This window comes from Limnothrix redekei LRLZ20PSL1 (genome assembly GCF_043235035.1).
Classification (GTDB): domain Bacteria; phylum Cyanobacteriota; class Cyanobacteriia; order CACIAM-69d; family CACIAM-69d; genus CACIAM-69d.
Map to the genome: position 1 here is coordinate 18,309 of NZ_JAZAQF010000094.1, position 23,766 is coordinate 42,074.

Below are 23,766 nucleotides of genomic sequence, written 5' to 3' on the forward strand. Positions count from 1 at the left end.
AAATCGCCGAATATCTATCCTACCAAATGGAACCACTTTGGGCAGAATCGTTTGCAGGAGTTGTGGCCGGGTGCTAACCGCCAAGCCACTGACCCAGGGGCGATCGGCTCCAGTCCAGGGCTGCCGCACCGCTGCTCCACAGGCCGTAAAGCCGGGCGCTGTACCAAACCAGCCCGAGAATCAGCAGCCCGCGCCCGATCGCCCGCCGAAGCGATCGCCCGATCGGCCAAACCAGTCGCCGCCGCGCCCGTAGTTCCACGGCCCATTGCAATCCCAAACCCAGCAGGGCCGCGAACAACAGGGGGCCGAAGGGATGGTAGCCGATCGCCCCCGGCCAGTCTCCCCGGGCGATCGCCACGAACGATCGGGTTAAGCCACAGCCGGGACAGGGCAACCCCGTCAACCAGTGAAAGGGACAAATCAGCGGCGAAGTTTGGTGACTGTGGGCCAGCCAGTGGGCCGCAATGATCGGGGAGGCCACCAACGACAGGCCGATCAACCGATGCTGGCGATCGGCGGGGGCGAGGGGAAGGTAAACCAACAGCGGTCGTTGCATCACGAAACGAGGTTATGGGTTTTCAGGAATCGGGTTCTCAGGAATTGGGTCGATCTCGATCGCCTGTGGGAGCGGCCGGCGGAAAGAGTTCATGGCCAGCATCATCCCAACCAATCAGCCCAAGGTTTAGCAACGGCTGATCCGGTGCGACGATATTAGGCAATATCTTTCAGAGATCTTGAGCATAAGGGTAGGGTCATGGGCAATGGCTTAGGAACGATCGCGCCATTTTCTTTGCAGGAAGTGGCCCACATCACGGGAGCAACGATTCAGCACTTACCCGATCGCGCCTTGGCCCAGCCGATCACCCAAATCAACACCGATAGCCGCGAGATCGGCTCAGGGGAGCTGTTTGTGGCCCTGCGTGGCGAAAATTTTGATGGGCGATCGTTTGTGCCGGGGGCGATCGCGGCGGGGGCCGTGGCGGCGATCGTTGAGGAGCCGATCGACCAGCCCTGTCCGCAACTGATCGTCCCCAATGCCCTGACGGCCTATCAGGCCCTGGGACGGGCCTGGCGCGATCGGGCAAACATCCCCGTGGTGGGCGTGACCGGTTCGGCAGGCAAAACCACCACCAAGGAGCTGGTCGCCGCCGTTCTAGGCACAGCGGGTCAAGTTCACAAAACCCATGCCAACTTCAACAACGAAATTGGCGTACCCAAAACCCTTTTGCAAATCACCGGAGCGCATGATTTCGCCGTGGTGGAGTTGGCCATGCGCGGTCGGGGACAAATTGCCGAGCTAACCCAAATCACTCGCCCAAATGTGGGGCTGATCACCAACGTGGGCACGGCCCATATTGGATTGCTGGGATCGGAACAGGCGATCGCGGAGGCCAAGTGCGAACTGCTGACGGAAATGCCGATCGACAGTGTGGCAGTGTTGAATGCCGACTGTGCCCGGCTGATGGAGACAGCCAGCCGCCTTTGGCCGGGGGAAGTAATTGACTACGGTTTTGCTAACGGAACCTTTCGCGGTCACTTGCTGGATGCCCAAACCCTGAGCGTGGAAGGCAAAACCTTTCCCCTCCCGTTGCCTGGTCGCCACAATGCCCTCAATTTTCTGGGCGCTTTGGCCGTGGCCAAGGTGTTGGGGGTAGATTGGGAGCCGATCGCGGCGAGCTTGACGGTGGAATTACCCGATGGGCGGGCCCGTCGCCACGAGTTGCCCAATGGGGTGACCCTGTTGGATGAAACCTACAACGCTGGTTTGGAATCGATGACGGCGGCTCTGTACCTGTTGGCGGAAACACCGGGGCGGCGGCGCTTGGCGGTTTTGGGAACCATGAAGGAATTGGGCGATCGCGCGCCCGAGTTCCATCAACAGGTGGGTGAGTTGGCGCGAGATTTACGCCTGGAGGGCCTGTTAATTTTGGCCGATGACCCCACGGCCTTGCATCTCGCAGTGGGGGCCGAGGGCATTCCCTGCGAAACCTTCACCACCCACGAAGCACTGATCGATCGCCTGCAAGGGGAGTTGCGATCGGGAGATGTTTGGCTCCTGAAGGCTTCCCGATCGGTTGGCCTCGATCGCGTGGTGCGGGCCCTGTTGGCTCCGGATCGCTAAACCCACTTGAAACCAACTGGGCCAAGGGCTAAATGCCCAGGCTCAGGACTGCGGGGGTTCCGGCGGCAGATCCAAGGCGATCGCCCCTCGCTGGCTCACCCCCGTCACACGCGCTTCCAACCAGTTGGCACAAAGTCCGTAGGCATTGGTGAAATCAGCCCCCGCTAAATTAGCCCCCTGGCCATTCACCTCTTCCAAATTGGCTCCGGTTAAGCTGGCTCCGGCCAAATCGGCCTGGCTTAAGTCCGCCCCCTGCAATTGGGCCTGGCTCAGGTTGGCTCCCCGCAAGTCGGCTCCTCGCAAGTCGGCTCCTCGCAGATTGGCTCCGGCGAGGTTGGCCCCACTCAGAACCGCCCCGATCGCCATGGCCCGAGTCAGGTTCGCCCCCATCAGGATCGCTCCCCGAAAATTAGCCCCCCGCAGATCCGCTTCCGCAAAATCCGCCTGGGTTAAGTTGGCCCCAACCCAAATTCCCCGGGCGATCGCCCCAGTTGCTTGCAGCCCCACCCCATTCACGCCCGAAAGCACCGCCCGGTTTAAGCAAGCGTGGCGCAGGTCTGCCCCGGTCAAAATGGCTCCCACCAACCGACTTTGACTCAAATCCGCCCTGGATAGCTGGGCCTCCTCCAAGTCCGCACCCGTCAGATCCCGATCAGCTAGCTGCAAAAGCTGGCCATCGCGAATGGCATCCAAATCAAGCGGAAAAAGACTAGTCATAGCACCGGCCAAACTGAAAGTGATGGAGATGAACAGGGGGTATCGCCTAGGAGGTCGCCCCCTCATCCAACAGCCACAGCCCCGAGGAAGCTCGCAGTGGCATCTGTGGCAATTCCCAGCCCTGTTGCAATCCCTGAGCCAACAGCGTCAAAGCCTCCAAGAGCTTTGGATCCCAGCGCCCTGACTGATCGCGGTAGTGCTGCAAAATTTCATTCGGTTGCTCACCGCGCGATCGACGGTGCTGGAAGTCGGCACAAAGGGCCACCACTCGCGACTCCAGCGGAATAGCATCCCCCGCCAACCCCGAAGGCTGCCCGGAGCCGTCCCAATGCTCCGTTAAATGGTTCAAGATGTGGGCGATCGGGCGCAAGCGCGGCATCACTCGCAACACCTGCACCGCACTGAGATCGCAGCAATCGGCAGATGGGTCAGCCAGCCCTTCGCGCCAAACGGCGGGCCAACGGCCCAAGCGATGGAGCGCGGCGGCCAACCGCATCCGTTTGAGTTGGGCTGCTGGCAAATCCAGCAATTGCCCGATCGCCTCCGTCAGCGCCGCCACTTCCGCCGCCGATCCGGAATTTTGCCCATCGGACAGCTCCAGCAGTTCCGCTAACCGCAAAAATGCCTGCAATTCGTTGGAAACCAGGTTTTGATCCAGAGGGGCCCCCACTTCAAACCCCAATTGCCCCGGTTGCAATGCCGGGTGGCGATGTTGATGGGTGGATTGCAAGTAGTTCACCACCTGCTGGGTAATGGTCAACCAGTCTTCTCCTGGGGCCGTGGCCTGCTCTTGGGCCACCGCTGCCAATTGCCGTTGAAGCTGTTCTGCCAGGGCTGGTTGATAGCGAGCCACCCGTTCCACCAGCAAGGCCGCACCGCGATCGACCCACTGGGGCACAAAAGTCCACAAGCCATAGAACTTACGCTCTAAGTCCGATTGGGGCAGCCCTTCGGGGCCATAGTCCGCCGCCGTCAATTCCTGACAAAGCACCATGGCACAGTAGGACGGCGACACGATGGTTAAGTGCCATTCTTGGGCAACCGGATCCGTGGGACTGAGGGGCACAATCGCCACGTTCGATCGCTGGCTGGTGGGATGTTCCGCAAATCCCGCATCCGGCGCAGCTAGAATCACAATCTGGCGCGATCGATCCGCCAACTGCCCGTAACGATCGGCCTCTTGCAAATACCATTTACCCAGTTGAAATGCCGCCAGCACCACCGGCCGGCCCTGGGACTGGGCGATCGCATCTTCCAAGGCATGACACAGGGCCACGAGCGTGTTTTTGTAATAAACCCCCAAGTGGAGCGTTGCCCCGTCCACCCGGGCCAAATCCGTTAATTGCTTCAGAATCGATTCAGGTAACACAAGCGATTAACTACAAGCGAGGGATGAGGGCGATCAAAATTGGGGCGATCGTGCAATGGCGGCATTACCAGCCCAACAGTCCTTCATTCTCGCCTATTTCCAGGCCCCGGCTTGCAGCCAACCGCAAAGAAGCACCATCACCCCATTGTCATCTTGGCCTCATCATCATCAGAATTTCCCCCCAACGGCAGCGATCTCCGCACCCGATCACTCGCCAGACTTTCGCAACTTTTTTAAAGTTTTGATGAAGATGGTAGCCAAAAACTTGTCGAATCCCCTTCTCCTAGGGAATAATCAGGACAGCAACTCAGGCGAGAGAACACGGATGCTGACGCTCTCTTGAGTTTGTTCTCGTTCTTGCCTCTGTCCCGGGTGATTGACGGATAGCTCTAAGGTTCATCCGCAGCCCTAGATCAGCTTTACCTGAAACCTTAATAGTTAAGGCAGGTCAACGTCGAAAGCCGCCAAGCAATGCTTGATGAGTTACGGGGGGTAACTCACTAGCCGGTGGCTCAACAGAAGCCTAGTTTTGCCAAGATTTCGATAAAAAAATCGGAATCGCGAGGGGGGAAGGCGACTCCGAATTCGTCTACGTCTTTTGGGAGGAAAACTTGAGGGCTACTTGAACGTGGCCCTTTGGCTTTCGCTCTGATTGGATATTAGCATCTCACGCAGCAAAAGTTTAGTCTTCTTGTAGAATTTTTACCAATTCTGGGTGGGATACGGACTAAGAAGCCTCCCAATCGTCAAAATTGAGGCTCTTCACCCTGGAAACATTGAGGCTCTTCACCCTGGAAACCAGAACCGCCATCCAGGGGCTGCGAGCCGGTTTGGTTATCCACGGGAAAGCATTGAAACATGATCCTGGGCGTAAATCGGGGATGACGCAAGGGAGTGATGAGACACCCCCATCCCCAGGTCTCCAGGATAGTTGGTTGGTGATTGGCGAGTGCCTCAAGCTACTTTTCAGGCATCCCCTAAGCCATCCCTTAAGCTCAGCGTTGGCGATTCAGCTTAGGGGGCTGGTGAACCTTGGGGCGTGGAAACTGAGGTGGTGCTCAAGACTTTTTGAGTTTGTAGATCCAACTCTGCCACATTCAGCACTTGGTCACGGGTATAAAACACCGAAAGGCGCTGATCTTTCACACCCGATGCGCCGTGAAACTGATCTACATTCTCAATCAACAATGCAAAGCGCTCACCGTTGGCATCGGAAATTGCCAGGGTTTTGCGATCCTTTTCGGTCAGGCGGCGATCCTGATTGCTGTCGGTTGTAATGACCAGATAAACAAACCCAACTGGTGTTGTGCTCGGAGGATCCGTGGGCTTTGCGGGAGCGGCTAAAAGTTTTTCATCCACCCAAATCAGTCCCCGATCGGGTGGTTTGAGCCAATAGGTTTGACGTGTCAGCTCGTTAAAAAAGAGATAGTTCTGTAGGGAATCTGCCTCTTTGGAATAGGAAGAGCTGCCGAAGCCACGGCTTTGTTCATAATCCTGGGTTAGGTGCAGTGGTGCGCGTAAGGTGTTGGTTCCCTCGATTCGTGCAAAGTTTCCCAATCGGGTTCGGGTTTCAATCGATTGGGTTTGGTCAATGTTCATCACCTGCGAAGCTGAGTGCGATCGCGAGTTGTGCAGCAGCATTGAGATCAGCGCCAATCCCATTAAGCCCAAAGAGAGTAGACCACCCAACAGGATCAGAACTGCATTCACACGCCAGATTTGGACAAAAACTTGTCGAAGTTTCATAGACAACAGGCGCAATAGTTAGAATTAGTTGATTGAATTGATTGAATTGGCATTGAGTTAGCGTCGAGTTACCATTCACGCCAGTCAGCCAACTCAGCCGATCGAGCGCTAGGCATGAAGCCATTTCAGAAAGCCGGTTCCAATTCTCAATTAAAATTCTATCGATCATTGAAACCCTGGTGATTCAAGTATCGGCCACTTTTCGGCGTGACTGATCGTCATTGCATGATCAATTATTGATTTTTGATGAATCATCGATAATTTTCAGATCTCAGGCTGTTTTCTCTAGTTCATTAGAAATTAATTAGATTAATTAGACTTAAGTAATCGACAATTAACTAAGATTAAATTCAAAGCAATCTATTTCAATTTAGAACTTCTTCTTACTGATCAGTTTTCCAGAAAATAGCAATAAAAAAATCCCCCAACGGAGGATTCTGTCATAACAGATCAGTCCAGGTTTTAGGGCATTCATGCAATCTTAGAGGTCACATGGTGCTTAGTCATAAAACAGCCAAATGATGGAAAACACGATGCTCAGAAGCCAGCTTCAGCAACTGACTCATTGGCTTTCAAGTTGCCTCAAGCCATACACCTGAATTTCGCCCATGAGCATGACTGGGGAGTGAGACAGCATTGCCATGATGAAGCTCGATCGATCCCAACGAGGCAGTTGCTCCGGGCCATCTCAAATCGTCACCACAATTCAAACAATCAGAGGTCAAGACTTGCTAAATCGGCGCTAAATTAACCTTCAGCCAACCCTAAACCAACGCTGAACCAGTAATGAAAAGATTTGATCGATTGAGATCATCTTTGTCTCTGGATTGATCAAATATTGTTGGTTTATTGTTGGTCAGTTCTGCTAGTTAGGTTGTCTAATTTAGCCGCGCCTTTAGCCGCGCCTTTAGCCACGACGTTCATCACCACGACGCGGGGGGTCTTGATTGCTAACCGCGCGGGCCACAACCAAGAGGGCTTGGGATGAGTCTTGATCATGAGCAGAGGTTGCCTGAGCGACCAACGGGGCAGCATTTTGGATCACGCCTGCCGCTGTGATGGTCACAACCCCAGTGGCGATCGCTGCACCTACGCGGGCAAACAGGGACGGCTTGGTAGGGGAAATGTGCATTTGAGTCATACAACCTCGTGCAATATTGAGAGTCTCTAGTCCTTCTTTCGGTTGACCTTTCGCATTTCGGGAAAACTGCAACCGATCGCTCTAAAACTGACAATAGAAGGCCTCAAAACCAGCACGAGGATTGGTATTTTCACTTTCGCGACTGAACTTCAGACTTTGATTGATCCGGATCAGTTCATAAATTGACCTTGAGCACAGTAATGTTGCTCTCTCAAGGGTTTGGAACGTTTCAGCCACGCCAGAAGGGATGGTGCTAAGCGGGGCAATTTAGAAACTGGCACGAATACTTCGCGAAATTTTTAAAAATCTTCAGCTTTAACAAGAGGTCGTATTATGAGATGGCAATTCCATCGAGACTCCAAGCCCGATCGCCCCGAACAGGCTGACACTGGCGCGTAAACGTTTTTCATCACCAGACGCTCTGGCACTGTTGAGGGTGAAAGCGTGCAAACGACAGCGTTAAATCACTAATCGACTTGGGATCGACTCGTTTGGGTATCTAACTCGCTTCATTTAGACAGCCAGCCAGTGCATTCACCCGGGCTGTCGCTTTCCGAGACTCAGGAGGCTTTTCGTGAAATCGTTGTTTTCTCGCGCTTCAGCCGCAACCCTGGCCGCCGTAAGCGCGGTGCTGGGATCGATGGTCTGTTTCCCTTCGATCGTGCAGGCCCTGAGCACCGATGAAATTGTGCGGCGCTTGGATGTGGTGCCGTTGTTTTCCGTCACCCAAGAAAATGGCCAGCCCATTTTGGTGTTCCCCAAGCAACAGAACCAACCGACCGCCGAACCCAAACCGGCTGATGGCGCAATTTTGCACTTTGTGGATCCGGAGGATGTGCGGGCCTTTGCGAATCGCGTTCAAAGCGAAGCACCGCCTGAATCCCGCAAAGTTAGCTTGGCTCTGTTGACGCTGGGCCAGTTCTATCGGATGTGGACTGAGGCTCAAAATAAGCCAGAAATGCCCGACTTGGTGGTCACCCCCAGCAAGGAAGATGTGGAAGCGGCGATCGCGATTTTGAAGCAACAGGGCCAGTCCGTTGAGCAATTTGCGGGGATTCCGTTGTTTTATGCGGTAGATCCCCAAGCGGAGGATGCGCCTCTGACGCTGCGGGCGGACAATCGCGAAGTGGTGCCATTTTTCTTCAGCAAGCGAGACTTGCAAGCGATGCTGGATGATTACAAACAGCGTCAACCGGACATCATCAACCGGGCCCAACTGCGGGTCTTTACGCTGGATGGACTGATTGAGGAGCTGAAAAAGGCCACGGATCCTAACTCGTTGGTGGGCAGTGTGCGCTTGATTCCGTCCTCTTCGGCAGCGGCGTTTTATATGCGGGCCATGCGATCGAACCAACCCGGCCAGCCCAATGGTCAGGGTGCTGGGCAGTCGGGTGCTCGCCCTGCCACTCCGGCTCCCGCGAGCGGGGCTGCTGGGTTGGGAGGGCAACCGGCTAATCGCTAATCGCACCCGTTAAATGGTGTGCAAAACCGACCGGGGCAATTAGTGCACTGGTCGGTTTTGGTTTTGGAAAGCGGGTTAGCTCCTAGACTGGTTTGGGAATCGCCTTGGGCATGGAACCGGGCGCATGAACGGTTTGATCAACAGGATGGAATGGACGATGGTGAGTTTGGGATTGCGAGAGCGTTGGCAGTCAGTGAGATCGAACTGGCGGCACCTGGCTGGAGGCTGGGCGATCGGCTCCCTGGCTTGGTTGGCCGCGATCGGCCCCTTGGCAGCGCTGCCCCCGGAGGAAATTGCCCGCAAATTAGAAGCCGTGCCGGTTTTCGCCCTCACCGATGCCCAAGGTACGCCCGCCCTGATTGATGTGGGAAATGCCGATGGCCAGCGCACAACGGTGGCTCGGATGTTTTTGAACCCACAAGATGCCCAAGAGTGGCTGAAGCGACTGCAAGCAGGAGCCGTGAGTTCATCCAGTGAATTACGGGTCAATGCCATTCCCCTGTCGGCAATCTATGAGCTGTTGCAGAAGCCATCCACCGAATATCAATTGCAACTAATCCCTGATTTGGAAGAGGTGAAATTAGCCCGGGAACTGTTGGCATTAAATCAACAACCGCCGGAAAAATTGCAGGGAATTCCACTATTTTTGGTCACCGCAAGCGATGGGTCAGCCCCTACCTATGTCACGGTCGATCGGGATGGAACGGAAGAAATTCGCTTCTATATGGATCGGGCCCAAGCAGAAGTGGTAGCCAAAACCTTTGCAGAGCAAAATCCCGAGCTAGCCGCCACTGTTCAAATTCAGGTGGTGGATTTTGATGAGTTTCTTTCGGTTCTTTCGGAACGGGAAGACGAGTGGCTATCGCGGGTGCGAATTATCCCGTCCCAAAATGCCCAGGCGTTTTTTGAAGCCATGGGCAACTAGGCTGTTTTTGAAACCCAAACCAAGCTTGAACCGTTGATTACCCCCAAAACAAAGCCCCCACTCACGAACTGAGCAGGGGCTTTGCGATCGGGCAATGAAGGCACGAAGGAACCTAGGCAGCGGATCCTAGAAGTTCATTTCGGCGGCTTGCACCTTCTCCACCTGTTTCTTCTTCAGCACCAACAGGATTTGGGTGATCATCACTGCCACAAACAGGGCCAGCAGACCCAGGACACGGTTGGGATCTTGCAACACGATTTCCGTGTCGGTTTGGCCAAAGCCGCCCACGTTCGGATCGTTGGTGATCGCTTGACCAGCCGCTACCACATCACCTTCCTTGACGATCGGTTGCGGGCCAGCAGGAATAGCATCTTCCGCCGTCGAGCCATCTTCCTTGATGATGGTCACGAGGTAGCCACCATCATCGGTCTTGCCGATCGCGCCGATCGTGCCAGCGGCCGAAGCGTTGAAGACCGTGTTGTTGCTCTTGTCGCCCGTGGGGTAAACCTGGCCGCGGCCACGGTTGCCACCCACATGCACCGCGTACTTACCGAACTTGATCGCCTTGTCCTCAGCGGGGTTGGGCGACAGCACGGGAAACACGATTTCTTGGTATTGATCGCCGGGCAGCGGGCCCACGATCACCACGTTATCTTGACCTTCCGCGTAGGACTGGTAGAACAGGCCTTCGGTCTTTTCCTTCAGTTCTTCAGGAATCCGGTCTTCGGGCGCAATTTTGAAGCCCTCGGGCAGCATTAACACCGCACCCACGTTCAGGGGGCCAGGTTCACCCGTGCCGGTCACCTGTTGCACGCTGGTGTCGTAGGGAATCTTCACCACCGCTTCAAACACCGTATCCGGCAGTACCGATTGGGGCACTTCCACGAGCGTTTCTTTCTTGGCCAGGTGGCAGTTGGCGCAAACGATCCGACCCGTGGCTTCCCGGGGGGTTGCCGGAGCCACTTGTTGGGCCCAGAACGGATAGGCCATGGCAGCCTGGGGAGCTACGAAGTCGCCACCGATCAACAGGGCGATCGCGGCGATCGCGGCGATCGCACCGCGAGTCAAAACCTTGAAAGCAGTCTTCATGAGTTGTCTAAAAAGTACGGTCAGCCGCGATATTGATGAGCAATTGTAGAAATTACGACCACCAGGGTTCTTCGCCGGTGCGGAAGTCGGTTTCCGGCCAGGGGCTGAGGCTAACGTTGTCGTCATCAACCGACACGTGAGCCAAGGCGAGGGACAGGGGCGCGGGGCCGCGGACAACCTTACCTTCGTTGTTGTACTGGGAACCGTGGCAAGGGCAAATAAATTTATTGGCGCTGGCGTTCCAGGGCACCACGCAGCCCAGGTGAGTGCAAACGGCATTCAGACCGTAATCGGCGATCGCCTCTTTGCTGTTGACGACCAGATAGGTGGGGTCGCCCTTGAGGCCTTGTACCAACACCCGATCGCCCACGTTGTGCTCGGCCAGGAACGAGCTGAGTTTAACGCTGTTGCCCAGAGCATCCTTAGCCGCTACGCCGCCACCAGTACCACCGGTCGAAGGGGGAATGAAGTAGCGCACAACGGGGTACAGCGCGCCCAGGGCGATACCCGTTGCCGAGCCAAAGGTCAGAAAATTCATGAACTGGCGGCGACCCATGCTGGGTACGTCCGCAGGGCTGGAAGCTTGAGCCATAATGCCTACTCGCGTGCCTTCTCTTGGGGGTTCTATAACGAATCTTAAAGATTGTATGACTGCAAGGGTGGGGTTTGAACGGGTCAAACAAAGCCACCGCAATTGCTAGGGTATTATTGCATCTCTCGGGCCAGGTGATCGCGTTGCTGAGGGGCGATCGGGCGGTCGTAACAGATCCGTATAAAACTTCATATTGCGTTACAAACAATAATCATCCATCTCCCTCAAAAAGGCGCTTAGGGCCTGTTGTCAATTAGCCAAAAACCCTGATTCCACCGCTGCGGGATCGTTGGCAGCAAGGGGCTTGAGCATCTTGTTACGACGACTGGGGCACGGAAGATCAACCGTTTCAGCCTCGGATCGAGAAGTATCGAGAAATGACGACACCCCCTAAACCCCTTATCTTCTTAGGGCCGGTTGCAAACTGACCCGAACCCCGCCACACCCTTTATCACCATCACTCGATCGCGCCATGACTGGTCAGGACTTACACCAATGGATTGTGGACAAGTGGGGCTTTTCCTACGATGTGCAAGTCCGCAAAATCAAAGACAAAATTTTTGTACAGGTGATGTGGCGCTACCTGGAACAGGTGTCGTTTCCGATGACGGAAGCGGAATACTTTGAGCACCTGTCCACGGTGGCCACCTACATCCAAGGCTGGGGCGCGGCGGAGCAGGTGCGATCGTTTATTGAAACCACCAAAAACCGGCCCCGGCAGGGCAAGGCCGTGAGCATCCCGATCGACCTGGGCGATCGCGCCTCCGAGTGGCTACTGGACTTGTCCTAAACCCAGACCCGAAACGCCCGAACGGGGGCGCAAGTTGCACCTCCATTCGGGTTTGTGGGCCTCAGTTTGGAGTTTGGCGATCGCCTGAAGTCGATGAGGCTGGAACGTTCCAGAACACCGCCTAGAACGCCGCTGCGCCCGCTGCGGCCACCGCGTGATCCTGTTCGCCGGAACCGCCGCTGACCCCGATCGCCCCCACCACTTGCCCATCACGATAGAGCGGAATTCCACCGGCAAAAATCATGATCCGGCCGCCATTCGACGCATGAATCCCGAAGAATTGACCGCCAGACTGGGAATGCTCCGCCAAATCCTTCGTGGCGATGTCAAACGCCCGTGATGTGTAGGCCTTATTGATCGAAATATCAATACTGCCAATCCAAGCGCCATCCATTCGCACGTGGGATACCAGATTGCCACCTCCATCGGCCACGGCAATGTTCATGGGTTGCCCCAGTTCGATCGCTTTTTGTTCCGCCGCCGCAATTACTCGCCGCGCATCCGCTAGCATCACCATATTCGGTCAGCCTTCGTTTTTGGGTAGATGTTTGATGGACGTTGTAAATGATCGACATTAAGCAACGGCGATCGCCTTTGGCCCAATGGCTGGTTCGATCGCCCTGTTGCGTCCTAGCCCACGATATCTAATGATCTCCATAATCTACATGGATTTACTGGATATACCCTAGGGCTTGGTCGCCACCAACACGCCCATCAAGCCGCCCACTAGGGGATAGTGCCGCACCGATCGAAAGCCGATCGCCTGGGCCCGCTGCACCTGCTCGCGCCCCACGGGGAACCGCTGCAAACTGGGCAGGATGTATTCGTATTCAGCCGTTGCGCCAAATTGCTGGGCGACGGGAACTACCAGCCGATCGAGATAGAGTTGCTGAAATTGCTGGGCGATCGCGCTGTCGGGCCGATGGAAATCCAAAGCCGCCAGGGTCGCGCCGGGTTTCAGAACGCGATATAGCTCACGCAGGGCTTGGTCAAAGTCGGTCACATTCCGCAAGCCATAGCCCACCGTGGCACAGTCAAATTCCTGATCGGCAAAGGGCAAATTCAGTGCGTCCGCTTCCACCCAGGCGATCGGGGCCAACGGCCGAAATCCCTGGGGGCGCTCCCGAGCGCGATCAAGCATTTGTGCCGAAAAGTCCGCCCCCACCACCTGACCGCCGGGGCCCACCGCCGCCGCCAACCGCAGGGCCAAATCACCGCTGCCGCAACAGAGATCCAACGCGCGATCGCCCGGTTTTGCGCCGCTCCATTTCACGGTCATCTGTTTCCAAACCCGATGCAGCCCCAAACTCAACCAATCGTTGAGATCGTCATAAACGGGCGCAATTCGGTTAAAGATGCCTTGGACGCGATCGGCGGAAGCAGTCATAGGAACCCGAAAAATCTGAAAACTATGGTTGTCTTGAATCGTTTTAAAAAAAGGGAAGTCAACCCCCAATTCCCGTAGGGGCGCACATCGGTGCGCCCTCGATCAATTAAGCCACTCAGCGATCAATGTCGCCGATTGATGGTGTTGGAATCGGTTGGTCGATCAATACCGCAATTACTGAGGGCGCAAGCGTTGCGCCCCTACCAGATTAGGTTGCTTAATCGACAAAGGCCGATCGCGCCTGTTGGGTTTGTTCATAGCAGATCTGGAGCGCGGCCCAATCCTGTTGATCGATCGCCTCGATGATCTGATCCAGTTGGTCACGATAGCGCTGGAGCGATCGCAGTAATTCTGGCCGGTTGAATTGGGCCATCATCACCCCTAATTCCGGATTGCCACCGCCCACCCGGCTGGTGTCCCGAAATCCCGAACTAGCCAAGGATTGAGCCAGCGCCAGAGTTTCGGGATCCGGTTCGGCCCCGCAGGCCGCAATCAGGCTGGCGCTAATCGCCACGGGCAAGTGGGAAATCCAAGCCACGGCGCGATCGTGCTGTTCCGGGGTGCAACGGTACAGAGTCGATCGCAAATCCTGGGCGATCGCCGTGACCCGGGCGATCGCCTCGGTGGGGGTGCGATCGGTGGGCGTAATCGCAAAGGGGCGACCCACAAACAAGTCCGGCAGGGCTGCTTCAATGCCACTGTCCGCCGTGCCCGCCATCGGATGGGCCCCGACAAAGTTGGGCCACAGGGGTTCGATCGCCTGGACGATCGCCTGTTTCACCGACCCCACATCGGTTAGCACCGTGCGGGGGCTGAGGCGGGGAATCAGTTGGCGCACCGTCGGTTCGATCGCCCCGATCGGCGTACACAACACCACCAAATCGGCTTCAGCCAGCAGCGACAAGTCACAGCCAGCCCGATCGGCAATGCCCAGCTCGATCGCCCGGGCCGCCGTTTCCGGTCGCCGCGCCACCCCAAAGATTTGGTGACCACAGGGGCGCAATGCCAACCCCAGCGAGCCACCAATCAACCCCAAGCCAACCACACCAACCTTCATAGCTCCCCAGTCCCAGAACAATAGGGCAAAACAATGGGGCACGGCACGGCCGCACCCCAACCCCACAGCAGTCTTGATGATTCGGATGATCCGATGGTTGGCCCCTAGGACACCACGAAGGCGATCGCCATCACCCCGAGCACCAATCCCAGACCCAGAGCGCCCAAAACAAAGTAGTTCCGCTTTTCCGTTGAAGAGGGCGTGTCAGCGGTATACATCTTCGGTTCTTTGGCGAAATTATTCAGGCGACCGCCATCTTCCGTGGTGTAAGGCATTTGTTACAGTCCTTTGCAATTGTTAGCAACACAGCATTAACTCGCCACTGTAACAAACATCGACCGGCCCCGGTCAAGAGTCATCCCTAGCTGCTGGTCACCAAACCGGTCAGGGGCGAGCTGGCGCTAGCCAATCCCTTCACCGGAATTCGCCCGGCCAGGTAGCCCAACCGACCGGCCGCCGTACCCAGGGCCATGGCGCGGGCCATGGCGGCGGGGTTTTGGGCCTGGGCGATCGCGGTGTTAATCAACACGGCCGAAGCCCCCAACTCCATCGCTTGGGTGGCTTCGCTGGGCGTGCCGATCCCCGCATCCACCACCACGGGAACCTTGGCGTTTTCCACAATGATTTGGATATTGGCGGCGTTTTTCAGACCCTGGCCCGACCCGATCGGGGAACCCAAGGGCATCACGGTGGCGCAGCCCGCCTCTTCCAAATGCTTGGCCAAGAGCGGGTCGGCATTGATGTAGGGCAATACGGCAAAGCCTTCTTTGACCAACTGCTCGGCGGCCCGCAAGGTTTCGATCGGGTCGGGCAGCAGGTATTTCAAATCGGGGATCACTTCCAGCTTCACGAAGTTGTTGTCCTCTTGGCCCAGCAGCTTGGCCATCTCGCGCCCCAGCCGCGCCACCCGAATCGCCTCATCGGCCGTCTGACAGCCGGCCGTGTTGGGCAGCATCCAAATTTTTGACCAGTCGATCGCCTCGGCCAAGCCTTCATGGCCCGGGGCTTGGGTTTGCACCCGGCGCACGGCCACGGTCACAATTTCGCAGTCACTCGCGGCAATGCAGGCTTGCATTTGCTCGATGCTGCGATATTTACCCGTGCCGGTCATCAAGCGCGATCGAAAGGTGCGACCGGCGATTGTCAGGGGCAAGTCAGACACCAAATCAGTGGGGATCCAATCTTGGGCCGCAAGCGTCGGTGCATTGGAAATCTGCGTCATGGGAAATCCTGGCTGGAAATAAGCTGAGAGGGCGAACCCTTATTGTCTAACCAGTCGGACGCTCCAGGGGGTGGGATTTTGCGATCGGCTGGGGGCAGTCCCCGAGATCGTTGCGATCGCCCTGCGCCATCTCTTCGAGTCCTGTGGGCGCTGAAGTTGAACGAAAACCAGAGTACGATCGAATCAAGCGGGATTGGTTTTGCTGGATTCTTAACTTCAGCGAACCATCGGCCAATGATGCGCAGATTTTGGATGCTGCTTGATCCAAAAATTGCCCTTCAATTGCCCTTCAATGGTTGTCTTTGGAGTTTAAATTATCTTTGCTTTGGTCTTGTTTGCCTTGATCTGGACTGATTGGATTTTGACTGATTGTTGCTGTTTTCTTGTCGCGTCCTATGGCCGGAACTGAATCCTCGATCGCCCCACCCACTAGCACGCTCAACGCTCCGATCTTGCTCGTGGAAAGTGATGATTCGATCCTCGATCGGGCCATGACGGATCTCAAAAACGCCGGGTATGCCGTCGCCGCAGCCAAGGATGCCCAAGCCGGTCTGACCTATGCGCGAGACTTGCCCGTCTCCCTGATTGTGGTTGATCGACTGTTGGTTCCCGGCGAATCGGGGCTGTGGCTATGCAATCAACTGCGCGAGCTGGGGAACGTGGCCCCCGTGTTGTTGATCATGGCCCGCGATGAAGTGGAAGACCGGGCCGCTTGCCTGGAAGCCGGGGCCGATGACTATTTGCTCAAGCCCTACCGCAGTGAAAAATTACTGGAATTGGTGCGGCTTTATCTACGCCCCACGGAAACGGGTACACCCCTGTTGCACTTTGCCGATTTGGCCTTGGATCTCGATCGCCGCACAGCCATCCGCAACGGCCACACGATCGCCCTAACCATGAAGGAATTTGAGCTATTGCGCTACCTCATGGAAAATCCGCGCGAAGTGCTCACCCGCGAGCAAATTCTCGAAAACGTTTGGGGCTACGACTTCATGGGCGAATCAAACATCATCGAAGTCTATGTGCGCTATTTGCGTCTAAAGCTCGAAGACGAAAGCCAAAAGCGCCTGATCCAAACTGTGCGCGGCGTGGGCTATGTGCTCCGAGAAACCTAGGCGATCGCCCCTCAGTCTCAGCCCCTCAAAACAATAGACCTCTTGCACAAATTAACCCCTTCTGATCAAGATGGGCTAATTAACGATCATTTCGTAGGTTGGCTTGAGGTACGAAACCCAACAGCAGCAAGGCTTGCAGTGATCGAGTTGGGTTTCGCAAAGCTCAACCCAACCTACGGAACAACCCAGTGTTTGAGTGTTTTTCAGTCAATCAGGGATCTGGGAGCGGGATTTGGGATGAGGTTCTTGATTGATGCAAGAGGTCTAAAGACAAGGGGCTGAAGCCCCTTACCCTCGCGATTTTGCAACACCAGAATCAAGGGTTGAAGACCCTCATTTTGAATCCTGGTTTTTGATTCTGGAGTTAGAGCCTAGTGCTCAATTTTCACGGACAGAATCTTGTCATTGGCACGAATTGCATTCACCACATCCATGTCCTCCGTGCGACCAAACACCGTATGCACACCGTCCAAATGCGATTGGGGCGAATGGCAAATGAAGAATTGGCTGCCACCCGTGTCGCGACCGGCATGGGCCATCGACAGGCTCCCCGCCATGTGCTTGTTCGAATTAATTTCGCACTTGATCGTATAACCCGGGCCGCCGCGACCATCACCATTGGGACAGCCACCTTGGATCACAAAATTGGGGATTACGCGGTGGAAGGTCAGACCATCGTAAAAGCCCTTTTCCGACAAATCCACGAAGTTTTTCACTGTGTTGGGAGCATCATTATCGAACAGCTCGATATGAATCGTGCCCTTGGCGGTTTCCATAATGGCGCGCGTCATGCGGTTGCCCCTTGTGTAGTCAGTTGAGATTGTTAGGTTGAATCTCTGGTGATGCAATGCTGAAAATGGGCAATCCAACGAGGTAGCCCACAGTCCGCCACTGTCGCCAAAGAATGCTGTCTGAGTTTACCGCTGCCGGGGAATTTCGATCCCCACACAAGGATTAATCTCTGCTTAATTCACCGTTATTTGACCGTTGATTAAACCTATGCATTCATGCCCGATCGCCCCGGGAATTAATGCTGCATTCACCCAGCTCGTTTAGGCATGAGTTTGGGATTTTTCCGAGGCCGCAGCGGTCGATCGCACCCAAGTTAACAGCTCCTGAGGATGCTGAAACAGCATATCCGGCTGGCTGTTGCGCAACGCTCGTTCAGAATTAAACCCCCAAGCCACGGAAAGGCTGACCACGCCCGATCGGCGGGCCGCTTCCACATCCCTTGTTTCGTCGCCCACGTAGGCAACGGCTTCGCGCTGAAGGCCGGCCTGCCGCCGCACCCGCGAGATGGCGCGATCCTTGCTGAACAGGCGCAAACTGGCATCAATCCAGGTGAAATAGTGCCGCCAGCCCATCAGGGTGAGGAAGCGATCGACGGTCGATCGCTGGTTGGAAGTCACAATCCCCAGCCGGTAGCCCGCCGATCGCAGTTCTCGCAACACGTCCTCAATGCCCTGAATGGGCTGGAGGCGATGCAAATCGGCCTGGAGTTCCCGTTTCAGACAATAGATCAGCCAAGGGCGCTGCCAAGGGGGCACATTGCTGTTTTGCAGCACCATGCGGGAATCGCAATCCCGCAGTCGGGCAATTCGTTCCGGGGTCAGGCGAGGATAGCCAAAGCGTCCCGAGAGGCGATCGAGAATTTCAACCACCGCCTGAAAGGAGTCTGCCAACGTGCCATCAAAGTCGAACAAAATTAACCGCAAGTGCTGAGGGTCAACCAATGCAGCACTGGTGGGCAAAGACTGCGGCCCGCCGGCCGCCGCCGTAGACGCAAGCACGTGATGGGCGTTCAAGGATGAGGCTCAGAATCCAGTTGGGGATCGATGGAAGGATCAATGGGGCGATCGGGAGGGAGATCAACCGATCGGGGCGGGGACAACGACGAAGCTTGCAACGAAACATCCGAGTCTGATTTCAGACTAGCACGGGCATTTCGTCGCCACATCGCAGGCTTAATGCGTCGTAAAGCGGATCCTCGAAAGGCTTGATCCCAAACCTCATCACTGAGTTGAGCAAGCTGATCCAAGCGCGGAGCCACCACCCCCGATCGAGGTCGAAAGTCTTCAATATCCGTCGGCTGGGCAAATCGTTGATTCCAGGGGCAGACATCCTGACAAATGTCGCAGCCCGCAACCCAACCCTGAAGGTTCTCGGCAATTTCCGAAGGCAGGGTCTCCGCACGGTTCTCGATCGTGTGGTAGGCAATGCAGCGGTTAGCATCCACCACAAACGGCTCGGGAATCGCCCCCGTGGGGCAAGCCTCCAGACAACGGGTACAAGTGCCGCAATGGCTGGTATGCGGGCGATCGGGCAATAATTCCAGCGTGGTGAACAGCTCCCCCAAAAACACCCAGGAACCATACTGGCGCGTAATTAAATTGCCATTTTTGCCAATCCACCCCAAACCCGCCTCCTGGGCCCAGGCCTTGTCCTGCACCGGGCTGCTGTCCACGGCCCAGCGGCTCTGTGCTCGGGGATCCAACGTCACTAACCACTGAGCCAGGGCCTTCAGGCGGGTTTCCAAAACTCGGTGGTAATCCCGTCCCCAAGCATAGCGGGCAATCTTGCCAAATTGGGGCTGGTCAAGTTGGGGCTGAGCTTGGGCAGGCTCGATCGCTGACTCAGCTTGGGAAAAGGATAGGTTCGAGGGCCGCTGTTCGAGGGGCCGTTGTTCAAGGGGCCGCTGTTCAGGGCTGTAGTAATTCAGGGCAACGCAAATGACCGATCGCGCCTCGGGCATAAATTCTCGCGCATCAAATCGCTTGGGAGCCGCCATCCATTTCATTTCGGCGGCAAACCCGCGATCGAGCCAGCGTTGGAGGGCTGATACGGCCGATGGTAAGGGTGGGTACTCTGAGCTTATAGCTGCTATTCCCACCTGATGAAACCCCAGGGCGAGAGCTTTCGTTTTCACTTGGTATGTGTTTCGGCGAGCGATCGCCACTGGGGAAGACCCGCCCACAGCAGGGTCATACTCCAATGCGGTTGTGTCCATCGCGATTGGCTCACAAGACACGGCAGAGTAGTTGAGAGCCGGTCATGAACGATTGGTGCAAAAGACTGCGAGGGATCGTCATGGAGGGCGGTGCGGTTACTGCAAACGAGATGTGTTTGGTTACTCGGGTTGAGGATGCTAAAGCGGATCAGCGCCCCAGCGTCCTTAGACTTGAACTAGCCAAGCACCTCGTTTAGTCATCTTCGAGGATCCGTTCCAGTTGCCACAGGATTTGGTTGCCTTCACGTCGCACGCGAGTCACAATCCAGTTCCGCCAGACCCAGTTTTCACCCCGACTGGTCACGGCACTGGCGTTAACGTCCATCAAATCAGCCAATTCCGAGCTGGCAATCAGATATCCTCGATCGGCGACCTCATCCGCAATGCGTAGGGTTTCGATCAAGTTACGCAATTGGCCTACACGCACATCGCGCAGATCGGCATCCGTTGGCGCGATCGCCAGTTGATCCAAAACAGGTTCAGACATGGTTTCAGGTATAGCTGCTATCGAGACTGTAGTTGTGTCTGAAGCATCGAGATGAGATTTACTCGCAGGCTCCGATTCCGAAAACTCCGAGCGATCAAAAATCTCTAGCTTCAATTGATCTAATTTAGGCGATCGGCCGGCCGCAAAAACGCGGGCAATTTCATCACATCGCTCATTTCCCGCCTCGCCCGAGTGGCCGCGCACGTATTCCCAACGCACAGCGGGGTTGTTCAAAGCATCCAGACGCTCCCAAAGATCTCGGTTGAGCACCGGTTGTCCGCTGGCAGTTTTCCAGCCTTTTCGTCGCCAATTTCGCACCCATTCTGTAATTCCTTTAATAACGTACTGACTATCCGTTAGCAAAGTGATTGATTCGCCTTGACCGTATTGATGCCAGAATTGCAGCGCTTCAATGGCAGCTTGCATTTCCATCCGATTATTAGTTGTGTTGGAAGTGCCTCCACCCAGTTCATGGCAAGAGCTGTTTGAAAATCGCACTAAAACGCCCCAACCGCCGGGCCCTGGATTACCGGAACAAGCCCCGTCAGTATAGATACGCGAAATCTGATGTGAGTTGATTGACGATGGGGGCATGGAGGCGATGGAAGAGGATGTCATTGTTAGTGGTGGGGCCGTTGGCAATCAATTGTTATATTTTTATGACTTTGTTGGCTAGAAATTCTAATGGTTTTGGTTTTTCTAAATATCCCTACTAGACCTTGCTGAGCCTAAAGCGCTCAATCTAGTCGCATTCTTGATTGGGTGTTGATAGATCTCGGTCGATCGAGAAGCAGCAGGGGGATTCTAGAATATACGTTTTCAAAATGCACGTTTTGCCAATGCACATTCTGCCAAAAGCCTTTTGATCACCCGATCAGCCTTTAGCTCTCAATCTATTCAAGATTTAGCGACAAGTGGGGAGACAATTGCTCACACCCAGTTCAACAGCCGCGACGTTTAGCATCAACAGACCACTTAGTCTTTCACTCAGTTGCCGCTCATTCTTGGCTGTTAGGCTGTGATCAACCGCTGACCCCGTTACCTGCTCAGGGCTATTACCCTACCCGTATTTTAGTCGTTGAAGAGACAACGGGGATCGAAAGATAATACCCAAGATTGAATGATCTGTGAGAATAGTTTTTGGTCTTGCAGCGATGCCAGGAGGCGGACTTGAACCGCCGACACGAGGATTTTCAGTCCTCTGCTCTACCGGCTGAGCTATCCCGGCTAGGGTTTTTAGGCGCTGCTGTTTTCAGCGCCTAAATAAATTAGCAAACTTGATCAGGATTGGCAAGGGATTCGCTAATTTTTTTGGAAGAACCAGCTTTCTAACGCCTATTGGATCGGCTGCAGGCGGGTGACCTTGAGCTTGAAGGGGCCGCCAACGGCTTTGCCAAAGGTTTGAACCCGCACAACATACTCGCCTGTGTTCTGAATGCTGGTGAAAATCAGGGAGTTTGTGCCGCTGTCGGGGCCGTCGTCATTCTCGGCAATGCTGGAACCGTCATCAGCAATGAGCATCAGAACGGTGTCGAAGCTGTCGGAGCTGGCGGTGATTTCAACCCGATCGCCTGCCGTGAGCGAGATTTTATAGTCCCGGGCAAATCCTCCTTGGCCGGTGGGGATGTCCTTGGTGGATAGGGTGTCGTTCAACTCGCTGCTGCTGGAAATCGTGCCCGGTTGATAGGTCGGGCTGGTTTGGGCGATCGCCCCGCCACTGCCGGCCATGACCAGGGCGATCGCGCCCATCACTCCCACTACGCCACGCCGCCGTAAAAAAGACCAAAAAAGCATGAAATCACCGTCCCAAGGGCATCGCTCCGATTATAGCCAGTCCAATTGAGAATCCCAGTTCCGGGCTAAACCCGATCGCCCTGAATCCCCGGATTAAACTGAGCGATCGCCCGACTCCGAAACTCTGGCTAGTTCGATTACGTCACCGATCTAACGGCGGCCAGTCCCCAGTTCCGGAAAATCAGCCCAAACAGTTCCAGTGATTTCTGAACGGCCAAAAACCTTGGAGAGGTTACCAAAACCTTGCCCAAACGTTCCCGGTTCGGAACCCTTGGCGGTTGAATTTTTGATTGGCTGAAAACCCAGGGTCTGGACTTGCCTGATATTTTGGTTTTGAAGCAACCCAACCGATTTTGCGAATATGGCTCCTGCGGCTCGTTTAAATGGTTCCGCCACCGTAATCATGCTGGTGAACGGTCAGTCCGTCGAAATGGCGATCGATGGGGCCAATGCTCCCGTCACAGCCGGTAATTTTGTGGACTTGGTGGAGCGGGGATTTTATGACGGCATTTCGTTTCACCGCGTGGTGCGATCGCCCGATCCCTTTGTGGTGCAAGCGGGAGATCCGGCGAGCAAAGATCCCAACGTGCCGCTCAGCAGCTTGGGAACGGGCGGGTTCATTGACCCAGACACCAACCAAGCCCGCAGCATTCCCCTTGAAATCAAAGTTCAGGGCGCAGCGGAACCGATCTATAGCCAAACCACCACTCAGCCGGTGGCCTTGCCCCACAAGCAAGGAACCCTGGCCATGGCCAGGGCCCAATCGCCCGATTCCGGCTCGTCGCAGTTCTACATTGCCCTGAAGGAATTGCCGTTTTTGGATGGTAATTACGCCACCTTTGGCCAGGTGACCCAAGGGTTTTCGGCAGTGGATGCGATCCAAGCGGGCGATCGCATCACGGCGGCCAAAGTGGTGGATGGAGTTTTGCCGGGGCGGACTTCAGTGGTGCTGACGGATGCGACCCGCTTGAATACTGCGCACAATTTTCTGAACCGGGCTGACCTGCCCCGCCAATTCACCTTCCTCACAGAAGCGGCAGAGACCGTGACCCTGACGGCGGCCCAAAGCCAAACTACCCCCAGCGGCGTGCGGGGGTTGGGGGGCGATGACGTAATCACCGGCTCCAGTGCGGCGGATATTGTCTGGGGTGATGCGGGCAATGATTCGCTCTTCGGTGGCGACGGAGATGATTATCTGCGCGGCATTGATGGTAATGACTTGATCAACGGTGACGGGGGCAACGACTTCCTCAACGGTAATCAGGGCAACGATACGGTCAATGGCGGTGCGGGTGATGATTTTGTGCGCGGCGGCCAAGGCGATGATGTGCTGCTGGGAGGCGATGGCAATGATGTCCTTTGCGGTGACTTTGGGGCTGATACCTTGACCGGCGGCGTGGGGGCCGATACGTTCCTGCTGCGCACTGATACGGCGATCGGGATTCGGGCGGCGGCGGATTTGGTGGTGGATTTCAGTGCGGCTCAGGGCGATCGAGTCGGCATTGTCGGTTCCGTGAGCTTGGAGCAACTGACGCTGCAAAGTCAGGGAGGCTCCACGGTGCTGCAATTGCCCACGGGTCAGACCTTGGCCACCATCACCGGAGCCACTCCCGATTTGGTGCGATCGGCTCTTGTGGTCGTCAGCGCCAGTGATGCGGTCATGCGCCTATAGGTTTCCTCCGGCTCAAAAAACGCCATCTAGCTCAGGCTTGGGGTCAGCATTTTCAAGCACATCTGGCGAATC

The 23,766-nt window shown here is 55.7% G+C and carries 23 protein-coding genes and 1 tRNA gene; 6 read left to right on the forward strand and 18 right to left on the reverse strand.

Going from position 1 to position 23,766, the window contains the following annotated elements:
* Window positions 1–73 precede the first annotated feature (73 nt).
* Complete coding sequence (locus VPK24_RS17945) at window positions 74–556, reverse strand: DUF2752 domain-containing protein (protein ID WP_393015454.1); 483 nt, start codon at window positions 554–556, stop codon at window positions 74–76.
* Between the two features lie 198 nt (window positions 557–754).
* Here VPK24_RS17945 and VPK24_RS17950 point away from each other — a divergent pair, with 198 nt between their 5' ends.
* Complete coding sequence (locus VPK24_RS17950; protein WP_393015456.1) at window positions 755–2,122, forward strand: UDP-N-acetylmuramoyl-tripeptide--D-alanyl-D-alanine ligase; 1,368 nt, start codon at window positions 755–757, stop codon at window positions 2,120–2,122.
* Window positions 2,123–2,164: 42 nt separating this feature from the next.
* Here VPK24_RS17950 and VPK24_RS17955 read toward each other — a convergent pair whose 3' ends face one another.
* The 4 genes from VPK24_RS17955 to VPK24_RS17970 all read right to left on the reverse strand — a co-directional run bounded on the left by VPK24_RS17955 (window position 2,165) and on the right by VPK24_RS17970 (window position 7,086).
* A complete protein-coding gene (locus VPK24_RS17955; protein WP_393015458.1) occupies window positions 2,165–2,839 on the reverse strand; it encodes a pentapeptide repeat-containing protein in 675 nt (224 codons plus the stop codon).
* A gap of 46 nt (window positions 2,840–2,885) precedes the next feature.
* Window positions 2,886–4,208, reverse strand: a complete 1,323-nt coding sequence (locus VPK24_RS17960) for a DICT sensory domain-containing protein (protein ID WP_393015460.1) — start codon at window positions 4,206–4,208, stop codon at window positions 2,886–2,888.
* Window positions 4,209–5,222: 1,014 nt separating this feature from the next.
* Window positions 5,223–5,954 (reverse strand): hypothetical protein, encoded by a 732-nt coding sequence (locus VPK24_RS17965; RefSeq protein WP_393015462.1) that lies wholly within the window; start codon window positions 5,952–5,954, stop codon window positions 5,223–5,225.
* Window positions 5,955–6,861: 907 nt separating this feature from the next.
* Window positions 6,862–7,086, reverse strand: a complete 225-nt coding sequence (locus VPK24_RS17970; protein WP_190526143.1) for a hypothetical protein — start codon at window positions 7,084–7,086, stop codon at window positions 6,862–6,864.
* Window positions 7,087–7,669: 583 nt separating this feature from the next.
* Here VPK24_RS17970 and VPK24_RS17975 point away from each other — a divergent pair.
* The gene (locus tag VPK24_RS17975) at window positions 7,670–8,557 is read left to right on the forward strand and encodes a Tic22 family protein (protein ID WP_393015464.1); all 888 of its coding nucleotides are present in this window, start codon (window positions 7,670–7,672) and stop codon (window positions 8,555–8,557) included.
* A 124-nt stretch (window positions 8,558–8,681) separates the two neighbouring features.
* Complete coding sequence (locus VPK24_RS17980) at window positions 8,682–9,482, forward strand: Tic22 family protein (RefSeq protein WP_099534511.1); 801 nt, start codon at window positions 8,682–8,684, stop codon at window positions 9,480–9,482.
* A 126-nt stretch (window positions 9,483–9,608) separates the two neighbouring features.
* On the opposite strand, the gene petA is transcribed toward VPK24_RS17980, so the two are convergent.
* Both petA and petC read right to left on the reverse strand, forming a co-directional pair.
* Window positions 9,609–10,571, reverse strand: coding sequence for a cytochrome f (gene petA / locus VPK24_RS17985; protein ID WP_393015466.1), 963 nt, complete (start codon window positions 10,569–10,571; stop codon window positions 9,609–9,611).
* 52 nt (window positions 10,572–10,623) lie between these two features.
* Window positions 10,624–11,163, reverse strand: a complete 540-nt coding sequence (petC, locus tag VPK24_RS17990) for a cytochrome b6-f complex iron-sulfur subunit (protein ID WP_190526138.1) — start codon at window positions 11,161–11,163, stop codon at window positions 10,624–10,626.
* 472 nt (window positions 11,164–11,635) lie between these two features.
* Between petC and VPK24_RS17995 the strand changes: the two genes are divergently transcribed.
* Window positions 11,636–11,953: a DUF3067 family protein gene (locus VPK24_RS17995; protein ID WP_393015468.1), complete on the forward strand. Its 318-nt coding sequence runs from the start codon at window positions 11,636–11,638 to the stop codon at window positions 11,951–11,953.
* A gap of 121 nt (window positions 11,954–12,074) precedes the next feature.
* Here the strand turns inward: VPK24_RS17995 and VPK24_RS18000 are convergent, their stop codons facing one another.
* The 5 genes from VPK24_RS18000 to VPK24_RS18020 all read right to left on the reverse strand — a co-directional run bounded on the left by VPK24_RS18000 (window position 12,075) and on the right by VPK24_RS18020 (window position 15,619).
* Window positions 12,075–12,470: a GlcG/HbpS family heme-binding protein gene (locus VPK24_RS18000; RefSeq protein WP_393015470.1), complete on the reverse strand. Its 396-nt coding sequence runs from the start codon at window positions 12,468–12,470 to the stop codon at window positions 12,075–12,077.
* Window positions 12,471–12,638: 168 nt separating this feature from the next.
* A complete protein-coding gene (gene ubiE, locus VPK24_RS18005) occupies window positions 12,639–13,340 on the reverse strand; it encodes a bifunctional demethylmenaquinone methyltransferase/2-methoxy-6-polyprenyl-1,4-benzoquinol methylase UbiE (protein ID WP_393015471.1) in 702 nt (233 codons plus the stop codon).
* Window positions 13,341–13,557: 217 nt separating this feature from the next.
* Complete coding sequence (locus VPK24_RS18010) at window positions 13,558–14,397, reverse strand: prephenate/arogenate dehydrogenase (RefSeq protein ID WP_393015472.1); 840 nt, start codon at window positions 14,395–14,397, stop codon at window positions 13,558–13,560.
* A 104-nt stretch (window positions 14,398–14,501) separates the two neighbouring features.
* Window positions 14,502–14,672, reverse strand: a complete 171-nt coding sequence (psb34, locus tag VPK24_RS18015; protein WP_393015474.1) for a photosystem II assembly protein Psb34 — start codon at window positions 14,670–14,672, stop codon at window positions 14,502–14,504.
* Window positions 14,673–14,758: 86 nt separating this feature from the next.
* A complete protein-coding gene (locus VPK24_RS18020) occupies window positions 14,759–15,619 on the reverse strand; it encodes a thiazole synthase (protein WP_190353830.1) in 861 nt (286 codons plus the stop codon).
* 395 nt (window positions 15,620–16,014) lie between these two features.
* Here VPK24_RS18020 and nblR point away from each other — a divergent pair, with 395 nt between their 5' ends.
* Complete coding sequence (gene nblR / locus VPK24_RS18025; protein WP_393015476.1) at window positions 16,015–16,734, forward strand: response regulator transcription factor NblR; 720 nt, start codon at window positions 16,015–16,017, stop codon at window positions 16,732–16,734.
* 371 nt (window positions 16,735–17,105) lie between these two features.
* Here nblR and VPK24_RS18030 read toward each other — a convergent pair whose 3' ends face one another.
* The 6 genes from VPK24_RS18030 to VPK24_RS18055 form a co-directional block, all read right to left on the reverse strand.
* Window positions 17,106–17,525, reverse strand: coding sequence for a peptidylprolyl isomerase (locus VPK24_RS18030; RefSeq protein ID WP_099534504.1), 420 nt, complete (start codon window positions 17,523–17,525; stop codon window positions 17,106–17,108).
* A 261-nt stretch (window positions 17,526–17,786) separates the two neighbouring features.
* Window positions 17,787–18,539 carry an HAD-IA family hydrolase gene (locus VPK24_RS18035; protein WP_099534503.1) on the reverse strand — a complete coding sequence of 251 codons (753 nt, stop codon included), beginning with the start codon at window positions 18,537–18,539 and terminating at the stop codon, window positions 17,787–17,789.
* A complete protein-coding gene (queG, locus tag VPK24_RS18040) occupies window positions 18,536–19,741 on the reverse strand; it encodes a tRNA epoxyqueuosine(34) reductase QueG (RefSeq protein WP_393015478.1) in 1,206 nt (401 codons plus the stop codon). The genes VPK24_RS18035 and queG overlap by 4 nt, the downstream gene beginning before the upstream one ends.
* A gap of 193 nt (window positions 19,742–19,934) precedes the next feature.
* A complete protein-coding gene (gene rnhA, locus VPK24_RS18045; RefSeq protein WP_393015558.1) occupies window positions 19,935–20,822 on the reverse strand; it encodes a ribonuclease HI in 888 nt (295 codons plus the stop codon).
* 561 nt (window positions 20,823–21,383) lie between these two features.
* Window positions 21,384–21,456: transfer RNA gene (locus VPK24_RS18050), tRNA-Phe, on the reverse strand.
* Window positions 21,457–21,563: 107 nt separating this feature from the next.
* Window positions 21,564–22,022: a PPC domain-containing protein gene (locus VPK24_RS18055; RefSeq protein ID WP_393015480.1), complete on the reverse strand. Its 459-nt coding sequence runs from the start codon at window positions 22,020–22,022 to the stop codon at window positions 21,564–21,566.
* 361 nt (window positions 22,023–22,383) lie between these two features.
* On the opposite strand from VPK24_RS18055, the gene VPK24_RS18060 reads away from it, so the two are divergent.
* Window positions 22,384–23,694, forward strand: coding sequence for a peptidylprolyl isomerase (locus VPK24_RS18060; RefSeq protein ID WP_393015482.1), 1,311 nt, complete (start codon window positions 22,384–22,386; stop codon window positions 23,692–23,694).
* Window positions 23,695–23,766: the final 72 nt, after the last annotated feature.

Coding starts and splice junctions, on each gene's coding strand:
- ubiE (WP_393015471.1), bottom strand. CDS start 13,340: ATGACTGCTTCCGCCGATCGCGTCCAAGGCATCTTTAACCGAATTGCG.
- VPK24_RS18000 (WP_393015470.1), bottom strand. CDS start 12,470: ATGGTGATGCTAGCGGATGCGCGGCGAGTAATTGCGGCGGCGGAACAA.
- petA (WP_393015466.1), bottom strand. CDS start 10,571: ATGAAGACTGCTTTCAAGGTTTTGACTCGCGGTGCGATCGCCGCGATC.
- VPK24_RS18010 (WP_393015472.1), bottom strand. CDS start 14,397: ATGAAGGTTGGTGTGGTTGGCTTGGGGTTGATTGGTGGCTCGCTGGGG.
- VPK24_RS18055 (WP_393015480.1), bottom strand. CDS start 22,022: ATGCTTTTTTGGTCTTTTTTACGGCGGCGTGGCGTAGTGGGAGTGATG.
- VPK24_RS17945 (WP_393015454.1), bottom strand. CDS start 556: ATGCAACGACCGCTGTTGGTTTACCTTCCCCTCGCCCCCGCCGATCGC.
- petC (WP_190526138.1), bottom strand. CDS start 11,163: ATGGCTCAAGCTTCCAGCCCTGCGGACGTACCCAGCATGGGTCGCCGC.
- psb34 (WP_393015474.1), bottom strand. CDS start 14,672: ATGCCTTACACCACGGAAGATGGCGGTCGCCTGAATAATTTCGCCAAA.
- VPK24_RS18020 (WP_190353830.1), bottom strand. CDS start 15,619: ATGACGCAGATTTCCAATGCACCGACGCTTGCGGCCCAAGATTGGATC.
- rnhA (WP_393015558.1), bottom strand. CDS start 20,822: ATGCCCCCATCGTCAATCAACTCACATCAGATTTCGCGTATCTATACT.
- VPK24_RS17955 (WP_393015458.1), bottom strand. CDS start 2,839: ATGACTAGTCTTTTTCCGCTTGATTTGGATGCCATTCGCGATGGCCAG.
- VPK24_RS17980 (WP_099534511.1), top strand. CDS start 8,682: ATGAACGGTTTGATCAACAGGATGGAATGGACGATGGTGAGTTTGGGA.
- queG (WP_393015478.1), bottom strand. CDS start 19,741: ATGGACACAACCGCATTGGAGTATGACCCTGCTGTGGGCGGGTCTTCC.
- VPK24_RS17965 (WP_393015462.1), bottom strand. CDS start 5,954: ATGAAACTTCGACAAGTTTTTGTCCAAATCTGGCGTGTGAATGCAGTT.
- VPK24_RS18060 (WP_393015482.1), top strand. CDS start 22,384: ATGGCTCCTGCGGCTCGTTTAAATGGTTCCGCCACCGTAATCATGCTG.
- VPK24_RS17970 (WP_190526143.1), bottom strand. CDS start 7,086: ATGCACATTTCCCCTACCAAGCCGTCCCTGTTTGCCCGCGTAGGTGCA.
- VPK24_RS17995 (WP_393015468.1), top strand. CDS start 11,636: ATGACTGGTCAGGACTTACACCAATGGATTGTGGACAAGTGGGGCTTT.
- nblR (WP_393015476.1), top strand. CDS start 16,015: ATGGCCGGAACTGAATCCTCGATCGCCCCACCCACTAGCACGCTCAAC.
- VPK24_RS17950 (WP_393015456.1), top strand. CDS start 755: ATGGGCAATGGCTTAGGAACGATCGCGCCATTTTCTTTGCAGGAAGTG.
- VPK24_RS18030 (WP_099534504.1), bottom strand. CDS start 17,525: ATGACGCGCGCCATTATGGAAACCGCCAAGGGCACGATTCATATCGAG.